Source organism: Stenotrophomonas sp. X (assembly GCF_055721025.1).
Map to the genome: position 1 here is coordinate 581,353 of NZ_CM146756.1, position 19,831 is coordinate 601,183.

The window sequence follows — 19,831 nt, forward strand, 5'->3', positions numbered from 1 at the left end:
GAGGTTGGCGTCATTGATGCGATCAGTGCCTGGTCGGGTACTGATGCTTCTGCATTACGTACGGAGCGCCGATGGCCGTCCATTCACCCCAGCCGTTCCCGGAATCGGTCACGTTGATGGTGATCGTGCGCGGCTCGGACTGGGCAGACACGGGGACAGCCCATAGGCGCCAGTGTCCCAGGCCCGGGGAGTCGGACAGCTGGTCGATTGTCTGCTCGTTGTCGCTCACTTCAAAGCGGGCATGGGTCGCGGATGGGCCGGTCAGTACAGGCACTGCAATCGCATCGACACCGGCCGGCACCAGGAAGGACAGCGAAGCGTGGCCGATACCAGCATCGCCCTTGGCGGTCCACGAACCGTAGATGTCAGTCTTCAGCGACGGCTGGCCCACTTCGGCATTGTAGCCATCATGGGCGAAATCGCCGTGCAGGTCGACAGCGGTGACTTGCAGCGGGGCACCGGTATTGATCGATGACGTCTGGTTCAGTATCGGATCGGCCAGGCCGCGCATCTGTGGCTGTTCCTGCGCGTCCTGGGCCGGCACTGCCACGGCAGGCACGTCCGAGCGACGGTACAGCAGGAAGTGCCTGTCGATGTTGTGTTCGATCATGAAGTTGTTCACGGCGGCCGTGTTGCTGCGGAAGTTCCTGATCTCGATGTAGTGCTGTGCGATCCAGGGCGAACCCTTGCACTCGTATTCGCGCAGGGCGACATACTCAGGCAGGAAATCGCTCACCAGGGTGCACAGGCCGGCTGCGCGGTGCTCCTTGGTGTACGCAACCACATCGGGATTGATCAGCCCAGGGTAGTCTAGGATCACGTGACGCGAGTAATAGGAACTGTAGCCTAGCGGCTCCATGCCGACCTTGTCGGTCGGGCGCATCACGGCGCCCAGATAGCGGCCCATGGCCTCTCGGACCGGTGCTTCAATGTTCGCCTGGATATCGTGCTCGGCCTTGAAGGTGGTGGGTAGCACTGTGACCATGGCCGCGATGTACGCCACCGCCACCGTGATGGCTGCCTTGCGATTGCGGATCAGGCGGGCGAGGCCATAGCCGGCGACCAGGCTGGTTGCGGCCGAGACGGGCACCACGTACCAGCCGAACACGCCGTTCACCGCAAACACGTAGTACGCCCAGTAAACCAGCACGAAGGCGACCGGAACATACAGGGCCTTGGTGCGGTGGTGGACGACGCTGTACGCACTGAACGCGAACAGCAGGATGACGGCGATCGAAATGGCGCCGTGGTCCCACAGGCGCCAGTAGCCGGTGCCGTTACCGGCGAACGATGGGCCCATCGGGACCCAGAAGTCCAGCAGCTTCTGTACCAGCGAGACCTTCTGCGGCGCGTAGCCGTAAGCCTTGGCCAGGATGGTGTTGGGCAGCGGCGAGCCGTAGTAGAGGGTCGTGAAGATGAGCCAGGGCGCGTAGAGCGCGGCACCGATTAGCACGGACTTCACCGCTTGGCCCTTGCCAACGACGAAGTAGGTAAAGACAACGATGATGATGTTGAGGAAGGCGAAGTCCGGGCGGGCGTACAGCGCTAGCGCCAAGGCCAGGCCGATCAGCTTCGGATTGCCGGTGGTCGCGGCATAGAACGCGAACAGGATGGTCGCCACTACCATCTGCGTTTCCATGCCAGCCATGCCCCAGAGGATCTGGTGGTGCTCGAAGGCCAGGTAGACCAGCGTGAACACCATCCACGCGGTCTGGTTCGGCTCCTTGGCGCGGACGATCACGCGGTAGCCGAGCAGCACGGTCAGCGCGCCGGTCAGCGCGGAGATGAGCTGGATGAACGGCAGGGCGTAAGTTCCCTTCCAGTCCAATGCGCCGCCGATGATCGGCACCAGCACGCTGATCGGGCTGGTGAAGCCATGCACAACCTTGTCATCCACCCGGAAGTGGGAAAGCTTGCCCACCTGGAATAGGTTCTCCGCATGCAGCACCGTAATGAGCGCGTCTTCCCACACACGATCGGTGTAGGTCCAGAACGCCAGACGGATGACGACGGCAGCCACCATGAGCAGCAGGACGGCCAAGGGAAGATTCTTCCAGGCGGAATCCTGGTTGGGAGGCATAGAAGAAGTTCTCAGCATGATTGACGGGGCGTTGGCAAGTTGGAGAATGTCGGCTCAGCGCTGCAGTACGATGCGGGAATACTTGGGATCGATATAGCTCTCGCGAATCGCTTCTTCAAACGGCGTCTGCTTCACCCCGAAAACGGCCTCGGTGTCGATGCCCTTGAAGTCATCGCCGGCACTGAGTGCTTTCAGCTGGTCGGCGGTGAAGGGTGGCTTGCTGCTGAACAGGCTGTAGACCTTCAGCAGGAAGCCGAAGAAGCCGATCGGAATGTGCACGATCACGGTGTGCAGCTTCTTCACCCGCTTGATGGTGCGGATGATGTCCACGTAATCCACACGGGTGTCGCCGACGATGTCGAAGACCTCGCCGTCCGGTTCGGTTTCGATGCACTTGGCGATGCAGCGGCAGAAATCGCGTTCATACAGGGGCTGGCGCATGAACCTGCCATCGCCCGGGATCGGGAACACCGGGGTGCGCGCCATGAAACGCGACAACCAGCCCAGGTGCTTGGGGTCGAACCAGCCGAACATCAGCGTCGGGCGCAGCACGCAGTGGCGCTGGCCGCTGGCCACCACCATTTCTTCCTGTTCGCGCTTGGTATTGGTGTAATCGTCCTTGGCGACCGAATTCACCACCGACGAGCTGATGTGCACCATGTACGGCACAGCCGCGTCCTGGGTAGCCTTCAACACATGGCCTGTGGCGGTGATGTTGTTGCGCACGAACAGGTCGGTGGTCTTGCCGGTGATCTGTGCATGCAGTTGCACTACGCAGGCAGCCCCGTTGAACTCACCGGCCCAGGCACCCGGCTCGGCCAGGTCGGCCAGCACCACGCGGACATCCGGGTGCAGTTTCTGCAGGATGTCCAGGTTGTGCGCGTGCTTGTCGATGGCCACCAGCTGGGTGTAGCCCTGCTGCTTGAGCTCGACGATCAGGTTCTGACCGACCAGGCCGGCGGCACCGGTGATGACGATCTTGGCGTGCTTGTCGGTCATGTCAGAGCTTGATCCTGCGGAAAACGAATTCGGGAATGTTCTTGATGAACATCATGATGGCCCACCCGAAACGGGGAGGTAGGCCACGGCTTTGCGCTTGCCGATTGCCTTGAGGATGCCGGTGGCCACTTTGTCCGGTGTCGCCCTCAGCACGCCCTTGTTGAAGGTAGATGCCGGTCGGGCGCTGGCCCAGGCCGCGGCCGCTCAGGTAGACGATGGCCGCCTTGGCGCTGCCATACCAAAACTGGCCGACATGCCGCCAATGTGATCGTTACGCTCGTAGATCGTGACCGAGTGGCCCTGGTCGAGGAGTTTCACGGCGGCCATCAGGCCCATGGGGCCTGAGCCGATGACGGCATGATTGTTCATGTAACTCCTTGAATTTACTTCACTATCAGCAGGTGGTGTGGGCGGCTGGCAGGGTAGGGGCATGACGGCTTGCCCGCATGGGGACGCGCTGTCGGCAGGCACTATGCCGCAAGTCTGCGAGGGAATCACGTCTGCCGGTCAAGGCAGCTGGTGCTGTCCACGCTTCTGGTTGAAACAAACGAGGCTGCCAGCAGGGCGCCAGCCAGCAGCAGGGTTCCGCCGACGTAGGCCATTTGAAGACCTGGCAGGAATGTACGGTCGAGTGCGTAGATCGACAGTGCAGCAATGACATTGGCCGCACAGGCCGCATGGAAGAGTGGACGCATCGTCTTCCAGGTCGCCAGGAGTATCGACAATTGCAATAGGACTACTGCGGCGTATGACCCTTGATGGATGTTTGCCGATCCGCCCTGGAACAACAGGATCGCGCAGATGAGAAACGTGATCGTAGCCGTGGCCAGTGCCTGGAAAAGCGGCTTGTGAATCGACTCCGGTTGCTGTTGCCGCCTTTTGCGCCACATCATCAACGCAATGCATGGAAGCAGCAGCAATGGGGAGGTGAACCACATCGCGTGGAACGTGTGGAAGAAGCTTTCCTCCACGAAATGGGACCTTGCTGAAGGGGACCCGCCGAATATGACCTGCAGAGATTCGTAAGGTGCGGTAAACGCACCTGCGGTGATTTCCTTGACGTTTTCCAGGCGGGCCAGAAGCCACGTTGAAGGCGTGAGCTGGCCATATGCACTGGTCAGAGCCTGCATCGTGCCCTCGTCGCTAACTGGAATCTTTCCGGCAAAGTGCCACTTGATCAGCCGGTTGCCAGGTGGGTCGATCAGTCTCTGGTAGGCGATCCAAGGCAGGTAAATGAGAGCCGAAAGGGCACCGGCGCGGAGCAGCATGGACACACTCCGGCGTCGATACCACGCCAGATGGAGGAGTGAGGTACCTGCAAGAAAGAACAGCGCGCCGCCATGGGACAGCAGCGCGAGCGCGGCTGCGACACCTGCCTGGCCCCAGCGGGTGGGCGTGGCTCTTCCGGGGAACAAAGCCATGTAATAAATGAGGCAGAACGCTGCCGACAGCAGTTTGGGCCAGACCATCAGCGTATTGAGTAGAACCAGCGCGGACAGGCAAAGAGTGAAGAGCGCAATTGCGCGGCTGCGACGATCACTGATCAGCGTCAGCAGGCAGCCCAGCGGCACCAGCACGAGCGTCTGTGCCCATGTGGCTATGCCCTGATAGAGCAGTCCACGGCTTTCTGGAAGGAGTCCGCGAATCATCAGGTAGAGCCCGGCTTGCAGGGGAGGCCTATCGCTGCTGAGCCAATCGCCAGCCATTGGGCTGACCAGGTGGCCATCTGCAAGCATGTCGCCAAACATCAGAGGCAACCATCCATCCATCGCCAGTGGGAACCAGCGCTTGGCAGGCTCATCCCATTCATGACCTTGCCAATGGAACGGGAACAGGCCGATCCAAAGTACAAAGCATGCCAGCAGCACCCCCGGGAGAAGAATGCGTTGGACGCCCGTCACGTCTGCCGCGGACAGTCTGTGGCCGACCCTCGACATCAGCGCAAAGGGCAACGGCAGCAGAAGGGCGGCCAGTGAAACTATCGCTCCAGCTTGCACCGATACCACGTACGCACAGAAAACCATGAACCAAACACAGCCTGCGACCAGCAACCCCAACATGACCCGTTCGCTTGGTGTGCCGCGAACGGGCATGGCCAGTGACAGTGCAACCAGCCACACATTGCCGACGATCACGCCGACCAGCATGGGCCATGCACCAGCAATTGAGGCGATTGCTGGGTTGGACGTGGAGGCGCCCATCCCGGCCCAGCCGAAGGTTGATGAGGTCTGGTCCTGCAGGCGGATCCGGAATCCCGTGAGCGAAACTGCAGGAGGAATGTCAAACGCTTTGCGCTCCCAGTGTTCAGCCGGATTGGAGAACGTGGTCAATGGAACTTCACGTCCCTCCGGGGAGACCGCACTGAGCGACATGCCCGGATTGGCGGGATAGCCGGTGAGCATGAGCTCTACGCGCTGGGTACCTGCCGGATAGAAGCCTGAAGTGATCGAGCCGATCCACCCATCGCCTCCTTCACAATATGAAATCCGGCCCTCAAGCGACGGGGTTGCCGGCAGGAAGCTGGAGCTTGAGGGAGGACAGCCACCTTCTGTTTGCAGCGCGGGATCGACGTATGAGCTACAGCCGCCCAGGATCAGGAAGCAAGCGAAAAGCAGCGCGACCAGCACGCGAGCGAGCAAGGCTGAAGCGCCGTGAGACTTATGACGCACGACCCTTGGCAGTCGCATTGAACCAGGCATGGAGAGTCGACTTCCTCGTTGAATGGCTGTGCTGGCCTTTACCGTCTTCCTCTGAAGCAGGTAGTGCCGTATCTCCCCGTGGGAGACGGTGGACGCCTAACCGGCAACGACGCGCTTGCCTCACTCGATTGGAATTGAGGCTGCGGATAGGCATTCAGCAGAATTGATCATCTCTGGGCAGAGTGAGGGACGTGGCTCAGCGCTGCAGCACGATGCGCGAGTACCTGGGATCGGTATAGCTCTCGCGAATCGCTTCTTCAAACGGCGTCTGCTTCACCCCGAAAACGGCCTCGGTGTCGATGCCCTTGAAGTCATCGCCGGCACTGAGTGCTTTCAGCTGGTCGGCGGTGAAGGGCGGCTTGCTGCTGAACAGGCTGTAGAGCTTCAGCAGGAAGCCGAAGAAGCCGATCGGGATGTGCACGATCACGGTGTGCAGCTTCTTCACCCGCTTGATGGTGCGGATGATGTCCACGTAATCCACACGGGTGTCGCCGACGATGTCGAAGACCTCGCCGTCCGGTTCGGTTTCGATGCACTTGGCGATGCAGCGGCAGAAGTCGCGTTCATACAGGGGCTGGCGCATGAACCTGCCATCGCCCGGGATCGGGAACACCGGGGTGCGCGCCATGAAACGCGACAACCAGCCCAGGTGCTTGGGGTCGAACCAGCCGAACATCAGCGTCGGGCGCAGCACGCAGTGGCGCTGGCCGCTAGCCACCACCATTTCTTCCTGTTCGCGCTTGGTATTGGTGTAATCGTCCTTGGCGACCGAATTCACCACCGACGAGCTGATGTGCACCATGTACGGCACAGCCGCGTCCTGGGTAGCCTTCAGCACATGGCCGGTGGCGGTGATGTTGTTGCGCACGAACAGGTCGGTGGTCTTGCCGGTGATCTGTGCATGCAGCTGCACCACGCAGGCAGCCCCGTTGAATTCACCGGCCCAGGCACCCGGCTCGGCCAGGTCGGCCAGCACCACGCGGACATCCGGGTGCAGTTTCTGCAGGATGTCCAGGTTGTGCGCGTGCTTGTCGATGGCCACCAGCTGGGTGTAACCCTGCTGCTTGAGCTCGACGATCAGGTTCTGACCGACCAGGCCGGCGGCACCGGTGATGACGATCTTGGCGTTCTTGTCGGTCATGTCAGAGCTTGATCCTGCGGAAAACGAATTCGGGGATGTTCTTGATGATCATCATGATGGCCCACCAGAAACCGGGCAGGTAGGCAACGGCCTTGCGCTTGCCGATCGCCTTGAGGATGCCGGCGGCGACCTTGTCCGGTGTCGCCCACAGGGCGCCCTTCTTGAACGCGGCGGTCATCGGCGTATCGACGAAGCCGGGCTTGATGACCAGCACGTTGATGCCAGCCGGACGCAGGCGCTGGCCCAGCCCGCTCAGGTAGCCGGTGACTGCTGCCTTGGCGCTGCCGTACAGATAATTGCTGGCGCGGCCACGATCACCGGCCACCGAAGAAATGACGGCCAGGCTCGCACCGGACTGCAGGCGCTGTGCCAGGGCTGCTGCAAGGGCGATGGTGGACGTACCGTTGGTGGCGAACTCGCGCAGCGACAGGTCCACCGAGGCATCGCAGGCAGCCTGGTCGGGCAGGGTGCCGTGCGCGATCAGGACGGTATCGATGCCGCCCAGCGCGGCCCATGCGTTGTCCAGGAGGGCGCCATGGGCGGCCACATCGTTCACGTCCAGTACGCCGGTATGCACGTGCTGGGCGCCACGCACACGCAGGTCGGCGGCAATGGCGTCCAGCTTGCCTGCACTGCGGCCCACCAGGTAGAGCGCGGCGGCACGAGCGGCGTACAGGCGCGCAACCGATTCGGCGATGGCCGAGGTCGCGCCGATGATCAGGATCTTCTGCATGGTTACTCCATCACCCGGCGCCAGAAGCCGGATGAGAATCGAGGGTCGATGAAGCGGGAGAAGGCTTCCCAGGCCGGATAGGCCTGGCGGAACAAGGCGCCGGACATGCGGGCGTCCTTGGCCGGATACACGGCGCCACCCGCTTCGCTGACGATGCGGTCCAGGCGGTCGAGCATCTTCAACAGCTCGGGACCGTCATTGGGGAAATCCAGCGCCAGGGTGGTACCTGGTCGCGGGAACGACAGCAGCCCTGGCGAGGGCCGGTCGCCGAACTCCTTCAGCACCGCCAGGAACGAACCGCGCCCGCTGCGGGCAATTTCGCCCAGCAGCGCAGCGGTGGCGTCGCGCGCGGTGGCCGGCGGCAGCACGCACTGGTGCTGCAGGAAGCCGCGCGGGCCGTACATGCGGTTCCAGTGGTTGATGCCGTCCAGCGGATAGAAATAGCTCTGGTAGTGCGATACGTGGCGGGCCCGGCGCGCCGGCTGGCGCCAGTAGTACAGCGTGTTGAACGGACGCAGGGTGAGCGGATTGACCAGCGATACCGGAGGCACGATGGGCATGCTGCGGCGAGGGGCCGAACTGCGCGTGGCCGCCTGCGCATCGCCAGGGGCATGGTCACCACGCAGGAAATGGCCGCGACCGAGGTTTGCACCCTTGGCCAGGCAGTCGATCCAGGCCACCGTATATTCAAACCCTTCGGCCGAGTCACGTGAAAGCTCGAAGAACTCAGTGAGATTGCCGAAACGGATCGACTCGGTTTCGATCCAGGGGCCTGGTACCCGACGAAGCTGCAGCTCGACCCAGGTGATGAAGCCGGTCAGGCCCAGCCCACCTGCGGTGGCGGCGAACAGGCCGCTGCTGTCGTCCGGCGTGAGTTGCTGGCGCGAACCATCGCTGCGCAGCAGTTCCAGGCAACGCACGTGGTGGCAGAACGTACCGGCGCGATGGTGGTTCTTGCCGTGCACGTCGTTGCCGATTGCGCCGCCCACGGTGGCGTAACGGGTGCCCGGGGTGACCGGCAGGAACCAGCCGCGCGGCAGCGCGATGTCCAGGATGTCGGCCAGGGTCACCCCTGCCTCGCAGCGCACGATGCCCGTGGCCGGATCGAAATCGATGAAACGGTCAAGGGCGCGGCTGGTCAGCAGGGTCGCGCCTGGGTTCAGGCAGCTGTCGCCGTAACTGCGCCCGTTGCCGTGGGGCAGCACAGTGCCGCCCTCTGCGGGCAGCGGCAGGGCAGCAGCGCGGTCGAGCACCGGAAGGATCCGCTGCTCTACCCGCGGGTAGCGCCCCCAGGACTGGCCAACCGCTGCACTCATATGGCAATCAGGACGATCAGCACGCATAGGGCGATGACGATCTGGCTGCCGCGGTCCATCGCCGCGAACACGATCGGGTCGTCATGCATGTCGCCCCGGTGCGAGACGATCCACATCCGGCTGATCCAGTACAGCAGGATCGGGCACAACAGCCACAGCAGCTTGGGATTGGTGTACAGCTCCAGGCTTTCGGGACTGTTGATGTACAGCGCGAACACCGCGACGCCGATGTAGCCGGCGGCCGCGCCCAGCGACTGCACCAGCGGCAGGTCGGCCACCGAATAGCCTCGGCCGATTGCCATTTCCTTGCCGCTGGCCAGTGCCGAGGCCAGTTCGGTGTAGCGCTTGAGCATGGCCAGGCTGAGGAATACGAACATCGAGAACGCCAGCAGCCAGAACGACAACTCTGAGTTGATCGCCACCGCGCCGCCGATGATGCGCACCGTGTACAGCGCCGCCAGCATCACCACGTCGATCATTACAATGCGCTTGAGCTTGAGTGAGTAGCTCAGGGTCATCACGTAGTAGCACAGCAGCACGCCGGCGAAGGCGGGGCTGCAGGCCAGCGCCAGGGCGAAGCCGGCCAGCGTGATCAACGGCGCCACCAGCAGGCCATGCAGCAGCGGCAGTGTGCCCGCGGCAAATGGGCGCTTGCGCTTGCGCGGGTGCATGCGATCCGGGGTCAGGTCCAGCAGATCGTTGAGCAGGTACACGCCGGATGCGCACAGGCCGAAGGCCAGGAAGGCCACCCCCGCATCAATGATCGAGGTGAGATCGAAGAAGCGGTGGGCAGTCAGCAGCGGTACCAGCACCAGCAGGTTCTTCAGCCACTGGTAGACGCGCAGCGCCTTGATCCACGTGATCAGACCGCCGTTCTGCGAGGGCAGGTGGGCGAGCACTTCGGTCTGCTTGGCCGCGGCCTTGGCCAGCCCGGCCCCGTTGTTGACCACGATCGCACCGCCGGCATGGGCCCAGACCTTCAGGTCGACCTTGCCGTTGCCCATGTAATCGAAGCCTCGTTCGCCAAAGCGCGCTGCCAGTGCCTGCCCCTTGTTGCTGCCGGACAGGTTGGTCTGGCCGTCGCTGGCCATCACTTCCTCGAACAGCCCCAGATGGTCGGCGATGGGCTGGACCAGCAGGCGGTCGGAGGCGGTGCATAGCACGCGGGGGCGTTGGGAGGTCGTGCGCAGGATTTCCAGGACCCGCTCGTCATACGGAAGGGTCTCGGCGGGCAACTGCACGCGCGAGGCCAGCTGGCGCTTTACGTAGGCCTTGCCCCGCAGCAGCCAGAACGGCACCAGGAACAGGTATAGCGGGTTGTGGGCCAGCAGGGCCAGCAGCGATTCGTAGAGGATGTCCGAACGGAGCAGGGTGCCATCCAGATCGACGCACAGGGCACGTGATGAGGTCACAGCGGACGTGCCTCTTCGCAGAAAATGGCGTGATGCTGCATGTACTTCCTTTTCCACACGGTTGAATTCACCCTGAATGATAAGGGAACCGGCTGTGACGCGCAGCCATTCACCTTCTGAACGTCATGGCCTGGCTTTCAGCTCCAGAAACGCCATTGCAAGCATTCCCACAGCCACCGCCAGCCACAGGCTGACCAGGCGGATGCCGATGGCCACGGTCAGCGCGGTATCGACCGCAACGCCGCTGGCACCGAGCATGACCACGATCGCCGCCTCGGTGGTGCCCACGCCGCCGGGAACAAAGGACAGGGCACCGACCAACATGGCCAGCGGGTAGATGCCCAGCGCCAACGGCCACGGCAGGGCAATGCCCAGCGCCTGGCAGAGCAGGGCGAAAGCAGTGGCGGTCAACAACCATGCGGCAGCGCCCTGCAGGCTGGCGGGCAACAGCAGGCGTACGTGCAACAGCGGGCCAAGGGCGCCTGCGCCGCTGACCAAGAAGTGGCCCAGCCGCCGCACCGGCGAACCCGGCAGGTGCTCGATGATGCGATGCGCGGTGCGCGCCAGCGGCGGCCAGCAGCCCAGCAGGGCCAGCACCAGCAGCACGCCCAGAATGATCCCCGCCAGCGCGCCGAAGGCCGGAATCAGGTGGGCCGCACCGATCGCCAGCGCGGTGATCACCAGCAGGTCCAGCGCACGTTCGAAGATGAAGGTGGCCAGGGTGGCACTGGCTGGAATGCCCTGCCAGCCGAAATAGCGGATGCGCAGCAGTTCGCCGGCCTTGCCGGGCGAGGCGGTGAAGGCAAAGCCGGCCAGGTAGGCCAGTGCGCCCCGGCCCCAGCTGTGCGGGTGCAGCCCCTGTGCGGCGAGCACCGCGCGCCAGCGCTGGTAGCGGAACACATAGCTGGCCAGCACCAGGGCGCTGCACAGCAGCAGCGTGCTGGCCTGCGCGGCCAGCTGCAAAAGGATGTTGCGGTCGCGGTCGATGTACCAGAGGACCGCCAGGTAGGCCGCCGCCGTGGCGGCGACCCACAGGCCTGCGCGTCTCCGGCGAGCCGGCTTCACCGGCGCCGGGGACGAGCGGTCAGACATTACAGCGCAGCTTCCAGTTCCGGCAGGATCGCAAACAGATCCCCCACCAGGCCGATATCGGCAATCTCGAAGATCGGCGCGTCGCCGTCCTTGTTGATCGCGACGATCGTGCCAGCGTCCTTGATGCCGGTCAGGTGCTGGATGGCACCACTGATGCCGACCGCCACGTACAGTTCCGGCGCGATGATCTTGCCGGTCTGGCCGACCTGCAGGTCGCTGGGCACGTAGCCGGCATCGACCGCGGCGCGCGAGGCACCGACGGCGGCACCGAGCTTGTCGGCCAGCTGGAAGATGACCTTGAAGTTCTCTTCCGAACCGACACCACGGCCACCGGAGACCACGCGCTTGGCGCTCTGCAGGTCCGGGCGGTCGCTGGCGCCAGCGGCGAGGCCGACGAAGCGGGTGTGGGTCGGCAGGGCAGCATCGACGCTGGCCGCTTCGATGGCGGCGCTGCCGCCCTGGGCAGCTTCCGGCCACGAGGCGGCACGCACGGTGGCGACCACGATCTGGTCGGCCGGGGCTTCCACGGTGATGATCGCGTTGCCGGCGTAGATCGGGCGCTTGAAGGTGTGGCTGCCTTCGACGCTCATCAGGTCGGAGACCTGGTTGACGCCGAGCAGGGCGGCCACGCACGGCATCAGGTCCTTGCCGAAGGTGGTCGACGGGCCGAACACGTGGGTGTAGCCCTTGGCCAGCTGCGCGATCTGCGGCGCCAGCACCTGCGCGATGGCCTGCGCGTTGGCAGCGTTGGCCACGGTCAGGACCTTGGCGACGCCGGTGATCTTCGCGGCCTCGGCGGCGACGGCGGCCGGATCGGCGGCCAGCACCAGCACGTCGATGCTGTCCCCGCCGATGGCGGCAGCAGCGCTGACGGTCTTGGCGGTGGCGGCGTTGAGCTTGCCGTCGTGGTGCTCAGCGATGACGAGAATCTTGCTCATTACAGCAGCCCCTTCTGCTTGAGTGCGGCCACCAGTTCGGCCGCGTCCTTGACCATCACACCCTTGCTGCGCTTGGACGGTGCGGCGTACTGGGTGGTCTTGAAGGTGTCGGCGGCTTCAACGCCGAGGTCGGCCAGCTGCAGGGTCTCCAGCGGCTTGGCCTTGGCCTTCATGATGTCCGGCAGCTTGATGAAGCGCGGCTCGTTCAGGCGCAGGTCGGTGGTGACCACCGCCGGCAGGTCCACTTCCAGCGTTTCCAGGCCGGCGTCGACTTCGCGGGTCACCGTGGCCTTGCCGTCGGCAATGTCCAGCTTGCTGGCGAAGGTCGCCTGCGGACGGCCCCACAGCGTGGCCAGCATCTGGCCGGTCTGGTTGGCGTCGTCGTCGATGGCCTGCTTGCCCAGGATCACCAGGTCCGGCTGTTCCTTCTCGATCAGCTTGAGCAGGGTGCGTGCGGCGGTCAGCGGCTGGATGGCCTGGTCGGTGACCACATGGACCGCGCGGTTGGCGCCCATGGCCAGGCCGTTGCGCAGATGCGCCTGGGCATCTGCGGGGGCAATGGTGGCAACCACGACTTCGCTGGCGATGCCCTTGTCGCGCAGGCGCAGGGCTTCTTCCAGGGCGATTTCATCGAAGGGGTTGGGGGACAGCTTGACGCCGTCGGTGACCACGCCGGAACCGTCCGGCTTGACCTGAATGCGGACGTTATAGTCCACCACGCGCTTGTACGCGACGAGGATTTTCATCTGGTACGGGGTCCTTCAATAACGGTGAGAACGTCCGGTCCTCGCACAGCAACCGGTTCGGGGGTGGGATCCCGATTCTAGCTGGCTTGAGGGGACCATGCGAATGCGTATGGTTATGCTGCGGTGCGGCAGCACTCCCGGTTTCCGGGTGCGCCGTTCACGCCGCGCAGGCAGTCGTGAAGACCAACGGCATGTATCCTGTGCTGCTGTGCCGGGGCGCTTGATGGCGCTCCTTGGATGAATTTCGATCAGGAGAACAGGTAGTGCCCACATGGCTTGTCACCGGCGGTGCCGGATTCATTGGCGGTAACTTTGTTCTTGAAGCTGTCGCCCGTGGCATCAAGGTCGTCAATCTCGACGCACTGACCTACGCCGGCAACCTGAAGACGCTGGCCAGCCTGGAAGGCAATCCCAATCACGTGTTCGTGCAGGGCGACATCGGTGACAGCGCGCTGGTCGCCCGCCTGCTGGCCGAGCACCAGCCGGATGCGGTGCTGAACTTCGCCGCCGAGAGCCATGTGGACCGTTCCATCGACGGTCCGGGCGCCTTCATCCAGACCAACGTGGTGGGCACCCTCGGCCTGCTGGAAGCGGTGCGCGACTACTGGAAGGCGCTGCCGGCCGAACCCGGCGCGGCCTTCCGCTTCCTGCACGTGTCCACCGACGAGGTGTACGGCACCCTGGGCGAGACCGGCAAGTTCAGCGAAACCACCCCGTATGCCCCGAACTCGCCGTACTCGGCGTCGAAGGCGGCTTCGGATCACCTGGTGCGTGCGTTCCACCACACCTACGGGCTGCCGGTGCTGACCACCAACTGCTCCAACAACTACGGCCCGTACCATTTCCCGGAGAAGCTGATCCCGCTGGTGATCGCCAAGGCGCTGGCCGGTGAGCCGCTGCCGGTCTACGGTGATGGCAAGCAGGTACGCGACTGGCTGTTCGTGTCCGACCACTGTGAGGCGATCCGCACCGTGCTGGCCAAGGGCCAGATCGGCGAGACCTACAACGTCGGTGGCAACTCGGAAAAGCAGAACATCGAAGTGGTGCAGGCGATCTGCGCACTGCTGGACCAGCGCCGCCCGCGCGCGGATGGCCAGCCGCGCAGCAGCCAGATCACCTACGTCACCGACCGTCCCGGCCATGACCGCCGCTATGCGATTGATGCGTCCAAGCTGAAGAACGATCTGGGCTGGGAACCGGCCTACACCTTCGAGCAGGGCATCGCCTTCACCGTCGACTGGTACCTGGACAACCAGGACTGGGTCAACGGCGTGCTGGATGGCAGCTACCGCCTGCAGCGCATCGGCACCACGGCCTGAACCCAGGAGACACCATGACCCAGCGCAAGGGCATCATCCTCGCCGGTGGTTCCGGCACCCGGCTGTATCCGATCACCAAGGGCGTCAGCAAGCAGCTGCTGCCGGTGTACGACAAGCCGATGATCTATTACCCGCTCAGCGTGCTGATGCTGGCGGGTATCCGTGAGGTTCTGATCATCAACACCCCGCACGAACAGGTGTTGTTCCAGCAGCTGCTGGGCGATGGTTCGCAGTGGGGCATGGACATCCAGTACGCGGTGCAGCCGAGTCCGGATGGCCTGGCCCAGGCCTACCTGATCGGCCGCGACTTCGTCGCCGGCAAGCCGAGTTGCCTGGTACTGGGCGACAACATCTTCCATGGCCACGGCCTGCGCGAAGTGCTCCAGCGCGCCGATGAACGCGTTCGCGGTTCGACCGTGTTCGGCTACTGGGTGAATGATCCGGAACGGTACGGCGTGGCCGAGTTCGACAAGAGCGGCAAGGTGATCGATCTGGTCGAGAAGCCGGCAGCGCCACGCTCCAACTATGCGGTGACCGGCCTGTACTTCTATGACGGCAACGCCAGCGATTACGCGGGTGAACTCAAGCCGTCGCCGCGTGGCGAGCTGGAGATCACCGATCTCAACAAGCGCTACCTGGAAGAAGGCAACCTGCATCTGGAGGCGCTCGGCCGTGGCTATGCGTGGCTGGATACCGGCACCCATCAGTCACTGCTGGAGGCCTCCAACTTCATCGAGACCATCCAGACCCGTCAGGGCCTGCAGGTCTGCTGCCCCGAGGAAATCGCATTCGGGCAGGGATGGATCACTGCCGAACAGCTGGAAGCACTGGCGGCTCCGCTGATCAAGAATGGCTACGGCCAGTACCTGCATAAACTCGCTCTGCGTGGAGTCGTTCCGTGAAAGTGATTGAAACCAAGTTGCCCGGTTGCGTGGTGATCGAGCCGGCGGTGTTCGGCGATGCCCGCGGTTATTTCTTCGAAACCTGGAACGCCGAGCGCTTTGCTGCGCTGGGCCTGCCGGATCGTTTCGTGCAGAGCAACGTGTCGACGTCCGCGCAGGGCGTGCTGCGCGGCCTGCATTACCAGTGGCCGCGCCCGCAGGGCAAGCTGGTCAGCGTGCTCGAAGGCGAGGTCTATGACGTGGCCGTCGACATCCGTCGTGGCTCGCCGACCTTCGGCCAGTGGGAAGCGGTGGTGCTGAGCGCGGAGAACAAGAAGCAGTTCTGGATTCCGGAGGGCTTCGCCCACGGTTTCGCCGTGCTGTCCGAGCGTGCGGTGTTCAGCTACCTGTGCACCGAGGTTTACCTCAAGGACTTCGATGCTGGCGTGCGCTGGAACGATGCGGACATCGCCGTGGACTGGCCGATCAGCGCACCGACCTTGTCGGCCAAGGACGAGAACGCACCGTTCCTGAAGGACATTGCTGAAGACCGCCTGCCGGCCTACGTGCCATGACCGTGCTGGTGTTCGGTGGCAACGGCCAGGTCGGCCAGGAGCTGCTGCGCGCGCTGGCACCGCTGGGCAAGGTGGTCGCGACCACCCGCAGCGGCGTCCTGCCCGACGGAAGTACCTGCGAAACAGCCGATTTCGGCCAGCCCGACAGCCTGCCGGCATTGCTGGACCGCGTGCAGCCCTCGCTGGTGGTCAATGCGGCCGCCTATACCGCCGTTGATCGTGCCGAGCAGGAGGTTGAAGCTGCCTTCGCCGCCAATGCGCAGGCGCCGGGCGTGATCGCGCGCTGGTGTGCGGCACATGGCGTGCCGTTCGTGCATTACTCCACCGACTACGTGTTCGATGGCCAGGGCAGCGCGCCCTACCGCGAGGACGAGCCGACCGCACCGCTGGGCGTGTATGGCACCAGCAAGCGCGATGGCGAGGATGCGGTGCGTGCGGCTGGGGGCCATCACCTGATCTTCCGCACGGCGTGGGTGTATGCCTCGCACGGTGCGAACTTTCTGCGCACCATGCTGCGCGTGGGCGCCGAGCGCGATGCGTTGCGGGTGGTCGCCGACCAGATCGGTACGCCGACGCCGGCGGCGCTGATCGCCGATGTCACCGCGCAGGCACTGCAGCATCCGGGCCAGCTGTCCGGTACATGGCACCTGACCGCCAGTGGCCAGACCAGTTGGCACGGGTTCGCCGAGGCGATCTTCGCCGAAGCGCTGGCCACCGGCGTGTTGGCCAAGGTGCCGACGGTCGAGGCGATTCCCAGTTCCGAGTATCCGACCCCGGCCAAGCGCCCCGCCTGGTCGGTGCTGGACAATCGCAAGCTGCAGCAGGATTTCGGCATTGTGCTGCCGGAGTGGCAGGACGGTCTGAAGCGGGTGATCGCGCAGTTCTGATCGCCGGCCGCGCGGTGCGGCGGATGACGGAAGCCCGGCCTTGGCCGGGTTTCTGCTTTCTCGCGCTGTGCAATGTTTCGAACCAGGCCTTGTTGAGCGTGAGTACGCGCGAATCCGGTGCTGCTGCACTACCATGCGCAGCTGGGTTCTCCCCCGCAGTGCGTCGAAGGTGCTGCGCTCGCACCTGAAAGGACGCTCCATGAATCTGCCTGGTTTGCACGCCCGCGCATCGCGGAATCGGTCTCCACTCATGCTGGCACTGGGTGTTGGTGGGCTGGCACTGCTGGCACGACTGCTGTACGTGCAGTTCTTCGCTACGCCGATGCCCTACATGGATCAATGGGATGGGGAGTGGGCCTCTGCGCTCAAGCCATGGCTGGAAGGAACATTGCAGTGGCAGATGTTGTTGGCGCCGCACAATGAGCATCGCATCCTGCCCACGCGCATGGTCACTCTGCTGTCGTATGCAGTCACCGGGCAGTGGAACAATGTCTACGAAGCACGGGTCGCGGCCGTCGTGTTCTGCTGCATCCCCGCATTGCTGGTCTGGCACGCGCTTCGCGACGCGGGCGCTGCTGTGGGTCGCTGGATGCTGCTGCTGTTGGCGATTCTGCTGTCAGTTCTGCCGTTCGCATGGGAGAACTTCCTCGTGGGCTTCCAGTCGCAGTTCTACTTCCTGATTCTGTCCAGCATCGTGGCCATCGCGCTGGTGGCCAGGCATCATCAGAATATTGTAGCTTTGCCTGCTGCGATCGCACTGAGCGTGTTTGCCAGTGTCACCATGGCGTCGGGCCTATTGACCGCAGTGGCAACGGCTGCGACCTGTGTCCTGGCCTGCATCTGCCTTCCCGGCCGACGAGTGCCGGCGTTGTGCGCAACCGCAGTGCTGGCGGCCGTCGCGATGGTCGCCTACGCTCAGGTTCCCGTGATCGAGGTCAATACGGTCTTGCGTGCGCAGAGCGTAGGCGAGTTCATCTACGCCGCGTCCCGGGTTCTGGCGTGGCCCATGCGGTCAGGTGGGTTCGCGCTGATCATCTGGCTGCCTGCCACTGTGATGGTTGTGCGCATGGTGATCCGCCGGCAAGCGTCGCCGACCGATCTGGTGATGGCAGGACTCTGCATCTGGTCTGCGCTTCAGGCATTGGCCATCGCCTATGGTCGCGGGCATGACATGAGGGCGCCGATGTCCCGCTATACGGAACTGTTTGTGCCTGGCTTGTTTGCCAATGCGTGGTTTGCCATCCAATTGTGGGGCCTGGCGTCGAAGGGGCCGCGACTGCGCACGGCAAGGCGTGCAGCGGTGCTCCTGTTCGCGCTTGTCGTTGCATATCCATTGCTGGGCCGGATCGGAAAGGATGTTGCCAAGCTCCAGCATTTCAGCGCGGCAGCGCGGCTGCAGCAGGACAATGTCCGGCGTCACCTTGCGGGCGCTGATCTCCGTGCGCCGCAGGCGGGCGAGTTCGAGCTGCCATATCCCGACACGAACCGCCTCAAGTTGTATCTGGATGATCCGGCCCTTCGCCGGATCCTTCCTGTGGAGCGTGCCGAACCGGCGCCCCTGGAGGGCGCCGGAGCTCAGCGACGCTGAGGGTTGAACCCGTCAGCTACGCCCGTAGGTGTCCTCGAAGCGAACGATATCGTCTTCGCCCAGGTAACTGCCGGACTGCACTTCGATCAGTTCCAGCGGCAGTTTGCCCGGGTTGCGCAGGCGATGGGTCACGCCCAGCGGAATGTAGGTGCTCTGGTTCTCGCTCAGCAGGATGACTTCGTCACCACGGGTCACCTCGGCGGTGCCGCTGACCACGATCCAGTGTTCGGCACGATGGTGGTGCATCTGCAGGCTCAGCGTGCCGCCGGGCTTGACCGTGATCCGCTTCACCTGGAAGCGGGCACCGTTGTCGATCGAATCGTAGGCGCCCCACGGACGATAGACCTTGCGGTGCCAGGTCGCTTCGCTGCGGCCTTCGGTCTTCAGCTGTGACACCACCGTCTTGACCTCCTGCATGCGGTCGGCTTTGCCGACCAGTACGGCATCGTCGGTCTCCACCACGATCACATCGTCCAGGCCGACCATCGCCACCAGGCGCTGGCCATAGGCATAGGTGTTGCGGCAGTCGATGGCGATCACATCGCCCTGATGGGCATTGCCGTCGCCATCCTGCTGCGAGACATCGCGCAGTGCGGTCCACGAACCGACATCGTTCCAACCCGCGTCGAGCGGGATCACCACCGCATCGGCGGTCTTCTCCATCACCGCGTAGTCGATGGAATCAGAGGCAACGGCGGCGAAGGCGGCCTTGTCCAGGCGCGTGAAGTCGGTGTCGCGGCGGGCCTGCTGCCATGCGCTGCGGCTGCCGGCAAGCATCTCCGGCTGGAAGCGTTCCAGCTCCTGCAGGTAGCGCGATGCCTTGAACAGGAACATGCCGCTGTTCCAATAGTACTGGCCGCTGGCCACGTACCCGGTGGCGGTGTCCAGGTCGGGCTTCTCGACGAAGCGCTCGACGGCGCGAAGGCCCTGGCCGTCGGCGGCCTTGATGTAGCCATAGCCGGTTTCAGGGCCTGTGGGTACGATGCCGAAGGTCACCAGCTTGCCCGCCTCGGCAGCGCTGGTGGCTGCCTGGACGACGCTGCGGAAGGTGGCTTCATCGCTGATCACGTGGTCCGACGGCAGTACCAGCAGGAGCGCATCGGCGCCGTCGCGCGTCGCTTCCAATGCCGCTACCGCGATGGCCGGCGCCGTGTTGCGCCCCATTGGCTCGAGGATGATCGCAGCCGGCTCGGCACCGACCTGGTGCAGCTGCTCGGCGGCGACGAAGCGGTGTTCCTCGTTGGCGATCACCAGTGGCCCCCGGCTGGCAATGGGGGCCACCCGCTGCCAGGTAGCCTGCAACATGGTCTGCTCGCCGGCCAGTGGCAGGAACTGCTTCGGGTAGGACTCACGTGACAGCGGCCACAAGCGGGTGCCGGAGCCACCGGAGAGAATGACGGGCTGAATGATGCTCATGGTCTTCCT

The 19,831-nt window shown here is 64.0% G+C and carries 16 protein-coding genes and 2 pseudogenes; 5 read left to right on the forward strand and 13 right to left on the reverse strand.

The annotated features are described in order from the left end of the window. Positions 1 to 22 precede the first annotated feature (22 nt). The 12 genes and pseudogenes from ACZ75I_RS02615 to ACZ75I_RS02670 all read right to left on the reverse strand — a co-directional run bounded on the left by ACZ75I_RS02615 (position 23) and on the right by ACZ75I_RS02670 (position 13,156). Complete coding sequence (locus ACZ75I_RS02615; protein WP_472958669.1) at positions 23 to 2,041, reverse strand: hypothetical protein; 2,019 nt, start codon at positions 2,039 to 2,041, stop codon at positions 23 to 25. A 93-nt stretch (positions 2,042 to 2,134) separates the two neighbouring features. Continuing rightward, positions 2,135 to 3,079, reverse strand: coding sequence for an NAD-dependent epimerase/dehydratase family protein (locus ACZ75I_RS02620; RefSeq protein ID WP_180866728.1), 945 nt, complete (start codon positions 3,077 to 3,079; stop codon positions 2,135 to 2,137). 1 nt (position 3,080) lies between these two features. Then, a pseudogene (locus tag ACZ75I_RS02625) lies at positions 3,081 to 3,323 on the reverse strand (short-chain dehydrogenase); the annotation flags it as partial. Next, a pseudogene (locus ACZ75I_RS02630) lies at positions 3,320 to 3,448 on the reverse strand (FAD-dependent oxidoreductase); the annotation flags it as partial. The pseudogenes ACZ75I_RS02625 and ACZ75I_RS02630, both read right to left, overlap by 4 nt. A gap of 125 nt (positions 3,449 to 3,573) precedes the next feature. Then, positions 3,574 to 5,706 carry a hypothetical protein gene (locus ACZ75I_RS02635; RefSeq protein WP_180866726.1) on the reverse strand — a complete coding sequence of 711 codons (2,133 nt, stop codon included), beginning with the start codon at positions 5,704 to 5,706 and terminating at the stop codon, positions 3,574 to 3,576. Between the two features lie 268 nt (positions 5,707 to 5,974). Continuing rightward, positions 5,975 to 6,919, reverse strand: a complete 945-nt coding sequence (locus tag ACZ75I_RS02640; protein WP_180866725.1) for an NAD-dependent epimerase/dehydratase family protein — start codon at positions 6,917 to 6,919, stop codon at positions 5,975 to 5,977. Position 6,920: 1 nt separating this feature from the next. Next, entirely contained in the window at positions 6,921 to 7,652 is a 732-nt protein-coding gene (locus tag ACZ75I_RS02645; protein ID WP_180866724.1) for an SDR family oxidoreductase, read from the reverse strand. 2 nt (positions 7,653 to 7,654) lie between these two features. Next, entirely contained in the window at positions 7,655 to 8,968 is a 1,314-nt protein-coding gene (locus ACZ75I_RS02650) for an FAD-binding oxidoreductase (RefSeq protein WP_180866723.1), read from the reverse strand. After that, positions 8,965 to 10,362, reverse strand: a complete 1,398-nt coding sequence (locus tag ACZ75I_RS02655) for a UbiA family prenyltransferase (protein ID WP_180866762.1) — start codon at positions 10,360 to 10,362, stop codon at positions 8,965 to 8,967. The genes ACZ75I_RS02650 and ACZ75I_RS02655 overlap by 4 nt, the downstream gene beginning before the upstream one ends. A gap of 141 nt (positions 10,363 to 10,503) precedes the next feature. Then, positions 10,504 to 11,472 (reverse strand): lysylphosphatidylglycerol synthase transmembrane domain-containing protein, encoded by a 969-nt coding sequence (locus tag ACZ75I_RS02660; protein WP_180866720.1) that lies wholly within the window; start codon positions 11,470 to 11,472, stop codon positions 10,504 to 10,506. Further along, positions 11,472 to 12,410 carry an electron transfer flavoprotein subunit alpha/FixB family protein gene (locus ACZ75I_RS02665; protein ID WP_472958670.1) on the reverse strand — a complete coding sequence of 313 codons (939 nt, stop codon included), beginning with the start codon at positions 12,408 to 12,410 and terminating at the stop codon, positions 11,472 to 11,474. The genes ACZ75I_RS02660 and ACZ75I_RS02665 overlap by 1 nt, the downstream gene beginning before the upstream one ends. Beyond that, the gene (locus ACZ75I_RS02670; protein WP_014035896.1) at positions 12,410 to 13,156 is read right to left on the reverse strand and encodes an electron transfer flavoprotein subunit beta/FixA family protein; all 747 of its coding nucleotides are present in this window, start codon (positions 13,154 to 13,156) and stop codon (positions 12,410 to 12,412) included. The genes ACZ75I_RS02665 and ACZ75I_RS02670 overlap by 1 nt, the downstream gene beginning before the upstream one ends. Before the next feature lie 263 nt (positions 13,157 to 13,419). On the opposite strand from ACZ75I_RS02670, the gene rfbB reads away from it, so the two are divergent. The 5 genes from rfbB to ACZ75I_RS02695 all read left to right on the forward strand — a co-directional run bounded on the left by rfbB (position 13,420) and on the right by ACZ75I_RS02695 (position 18,406). Next, positions 13,420 to 14,475, forward strand: a complete 1,056-nt coding sequence (gene rfbB, locus ACZ75I_RS02675; RefSeq protein WP_180866716.1) for a dTDP-glucose 4,6-dehydratase — start codon at positions 13,420 to 13,422, stop codon at positions 14,473 to 14,475. A gap of 14 nt (positions 14,476 to 14,489) precedes the next feature. Beyond that, positions 14,490 to 15,377: a glucose-1-phosphate thymidylyltransferase RfbA gene (gene rfbA, locus ACZ75I_RS02680; protein ID WP_180866714.1), complete on the forward strand. Its 888-nt coding sequence runs from the start codon at positions 14,490 to 14,492 to the stop codon at positions 15,375 to 15,377. Then, positions 15,374 to 15,931 (forward strand): dTDP-4-dehydrorhamnose 3,5-epimerase, encoded by a 558-nt coding sequence (gene rfbC, locus ACZ75I_RS02685; RefSeq protein WP_180866711.1) that lies wholly within the window; start codon positions 15,374 to 15,376, stop codon positions 15,929 to 15,931. Before rfbA ends, rfbC begins: the two co-directional genes overlap by 4 nt. Next, positions 15,928 to 16,818, forward strand: coding sequence for a dTDP-4-dehydrorhamnose reductase (gene rfbD / locus ACZ75I_RS02690; protein ID WP_164284186.1), 891 nt, complete (start codon positions 15,928 to 15,930; stop codon positions 16,816 to 16,818). The genes rfbC and rfbD overlap by 4 nt, the downstream gene beginning before the upstream one ends. Positions 16,819 to 17,017: 199 nt before the next feature. Beyond that, positions 17,018 to 18,406 (forward strand): hypothetical protein, encoded by a 1,389-nt coding sequence (locus ACZ75I_RS02695; RefSeq protein ID WP_180866709.1) that lies wholly within the window; start codon positions 17,018 to 17,020, stop codon positions 18,404 to 18,406. 12 nt (positions 18,407 to 18,418) lie between these two features. Here the strand turns inward: ACZ75I_RS02695 and ACZ75I_RS02700 are convergent, their stop codons facing one another. Next, on the reverse strand, positions 18,419 to 19,822 hold the full coding sequence (locus ACZ75I_RS02700) for a mannose-1-phosphate guanylyltransferase/mannose-6-phosphate isomerase (RefSeq protein ID WP_164284183.1): 1,404 nt from the start codon (positions 19,820 to 19,822) through the stop codon (positions 18,419 to 18,421). Between the last annotated feature and the right edge of the window lie 9 nt (positions 19,823 to 19,831).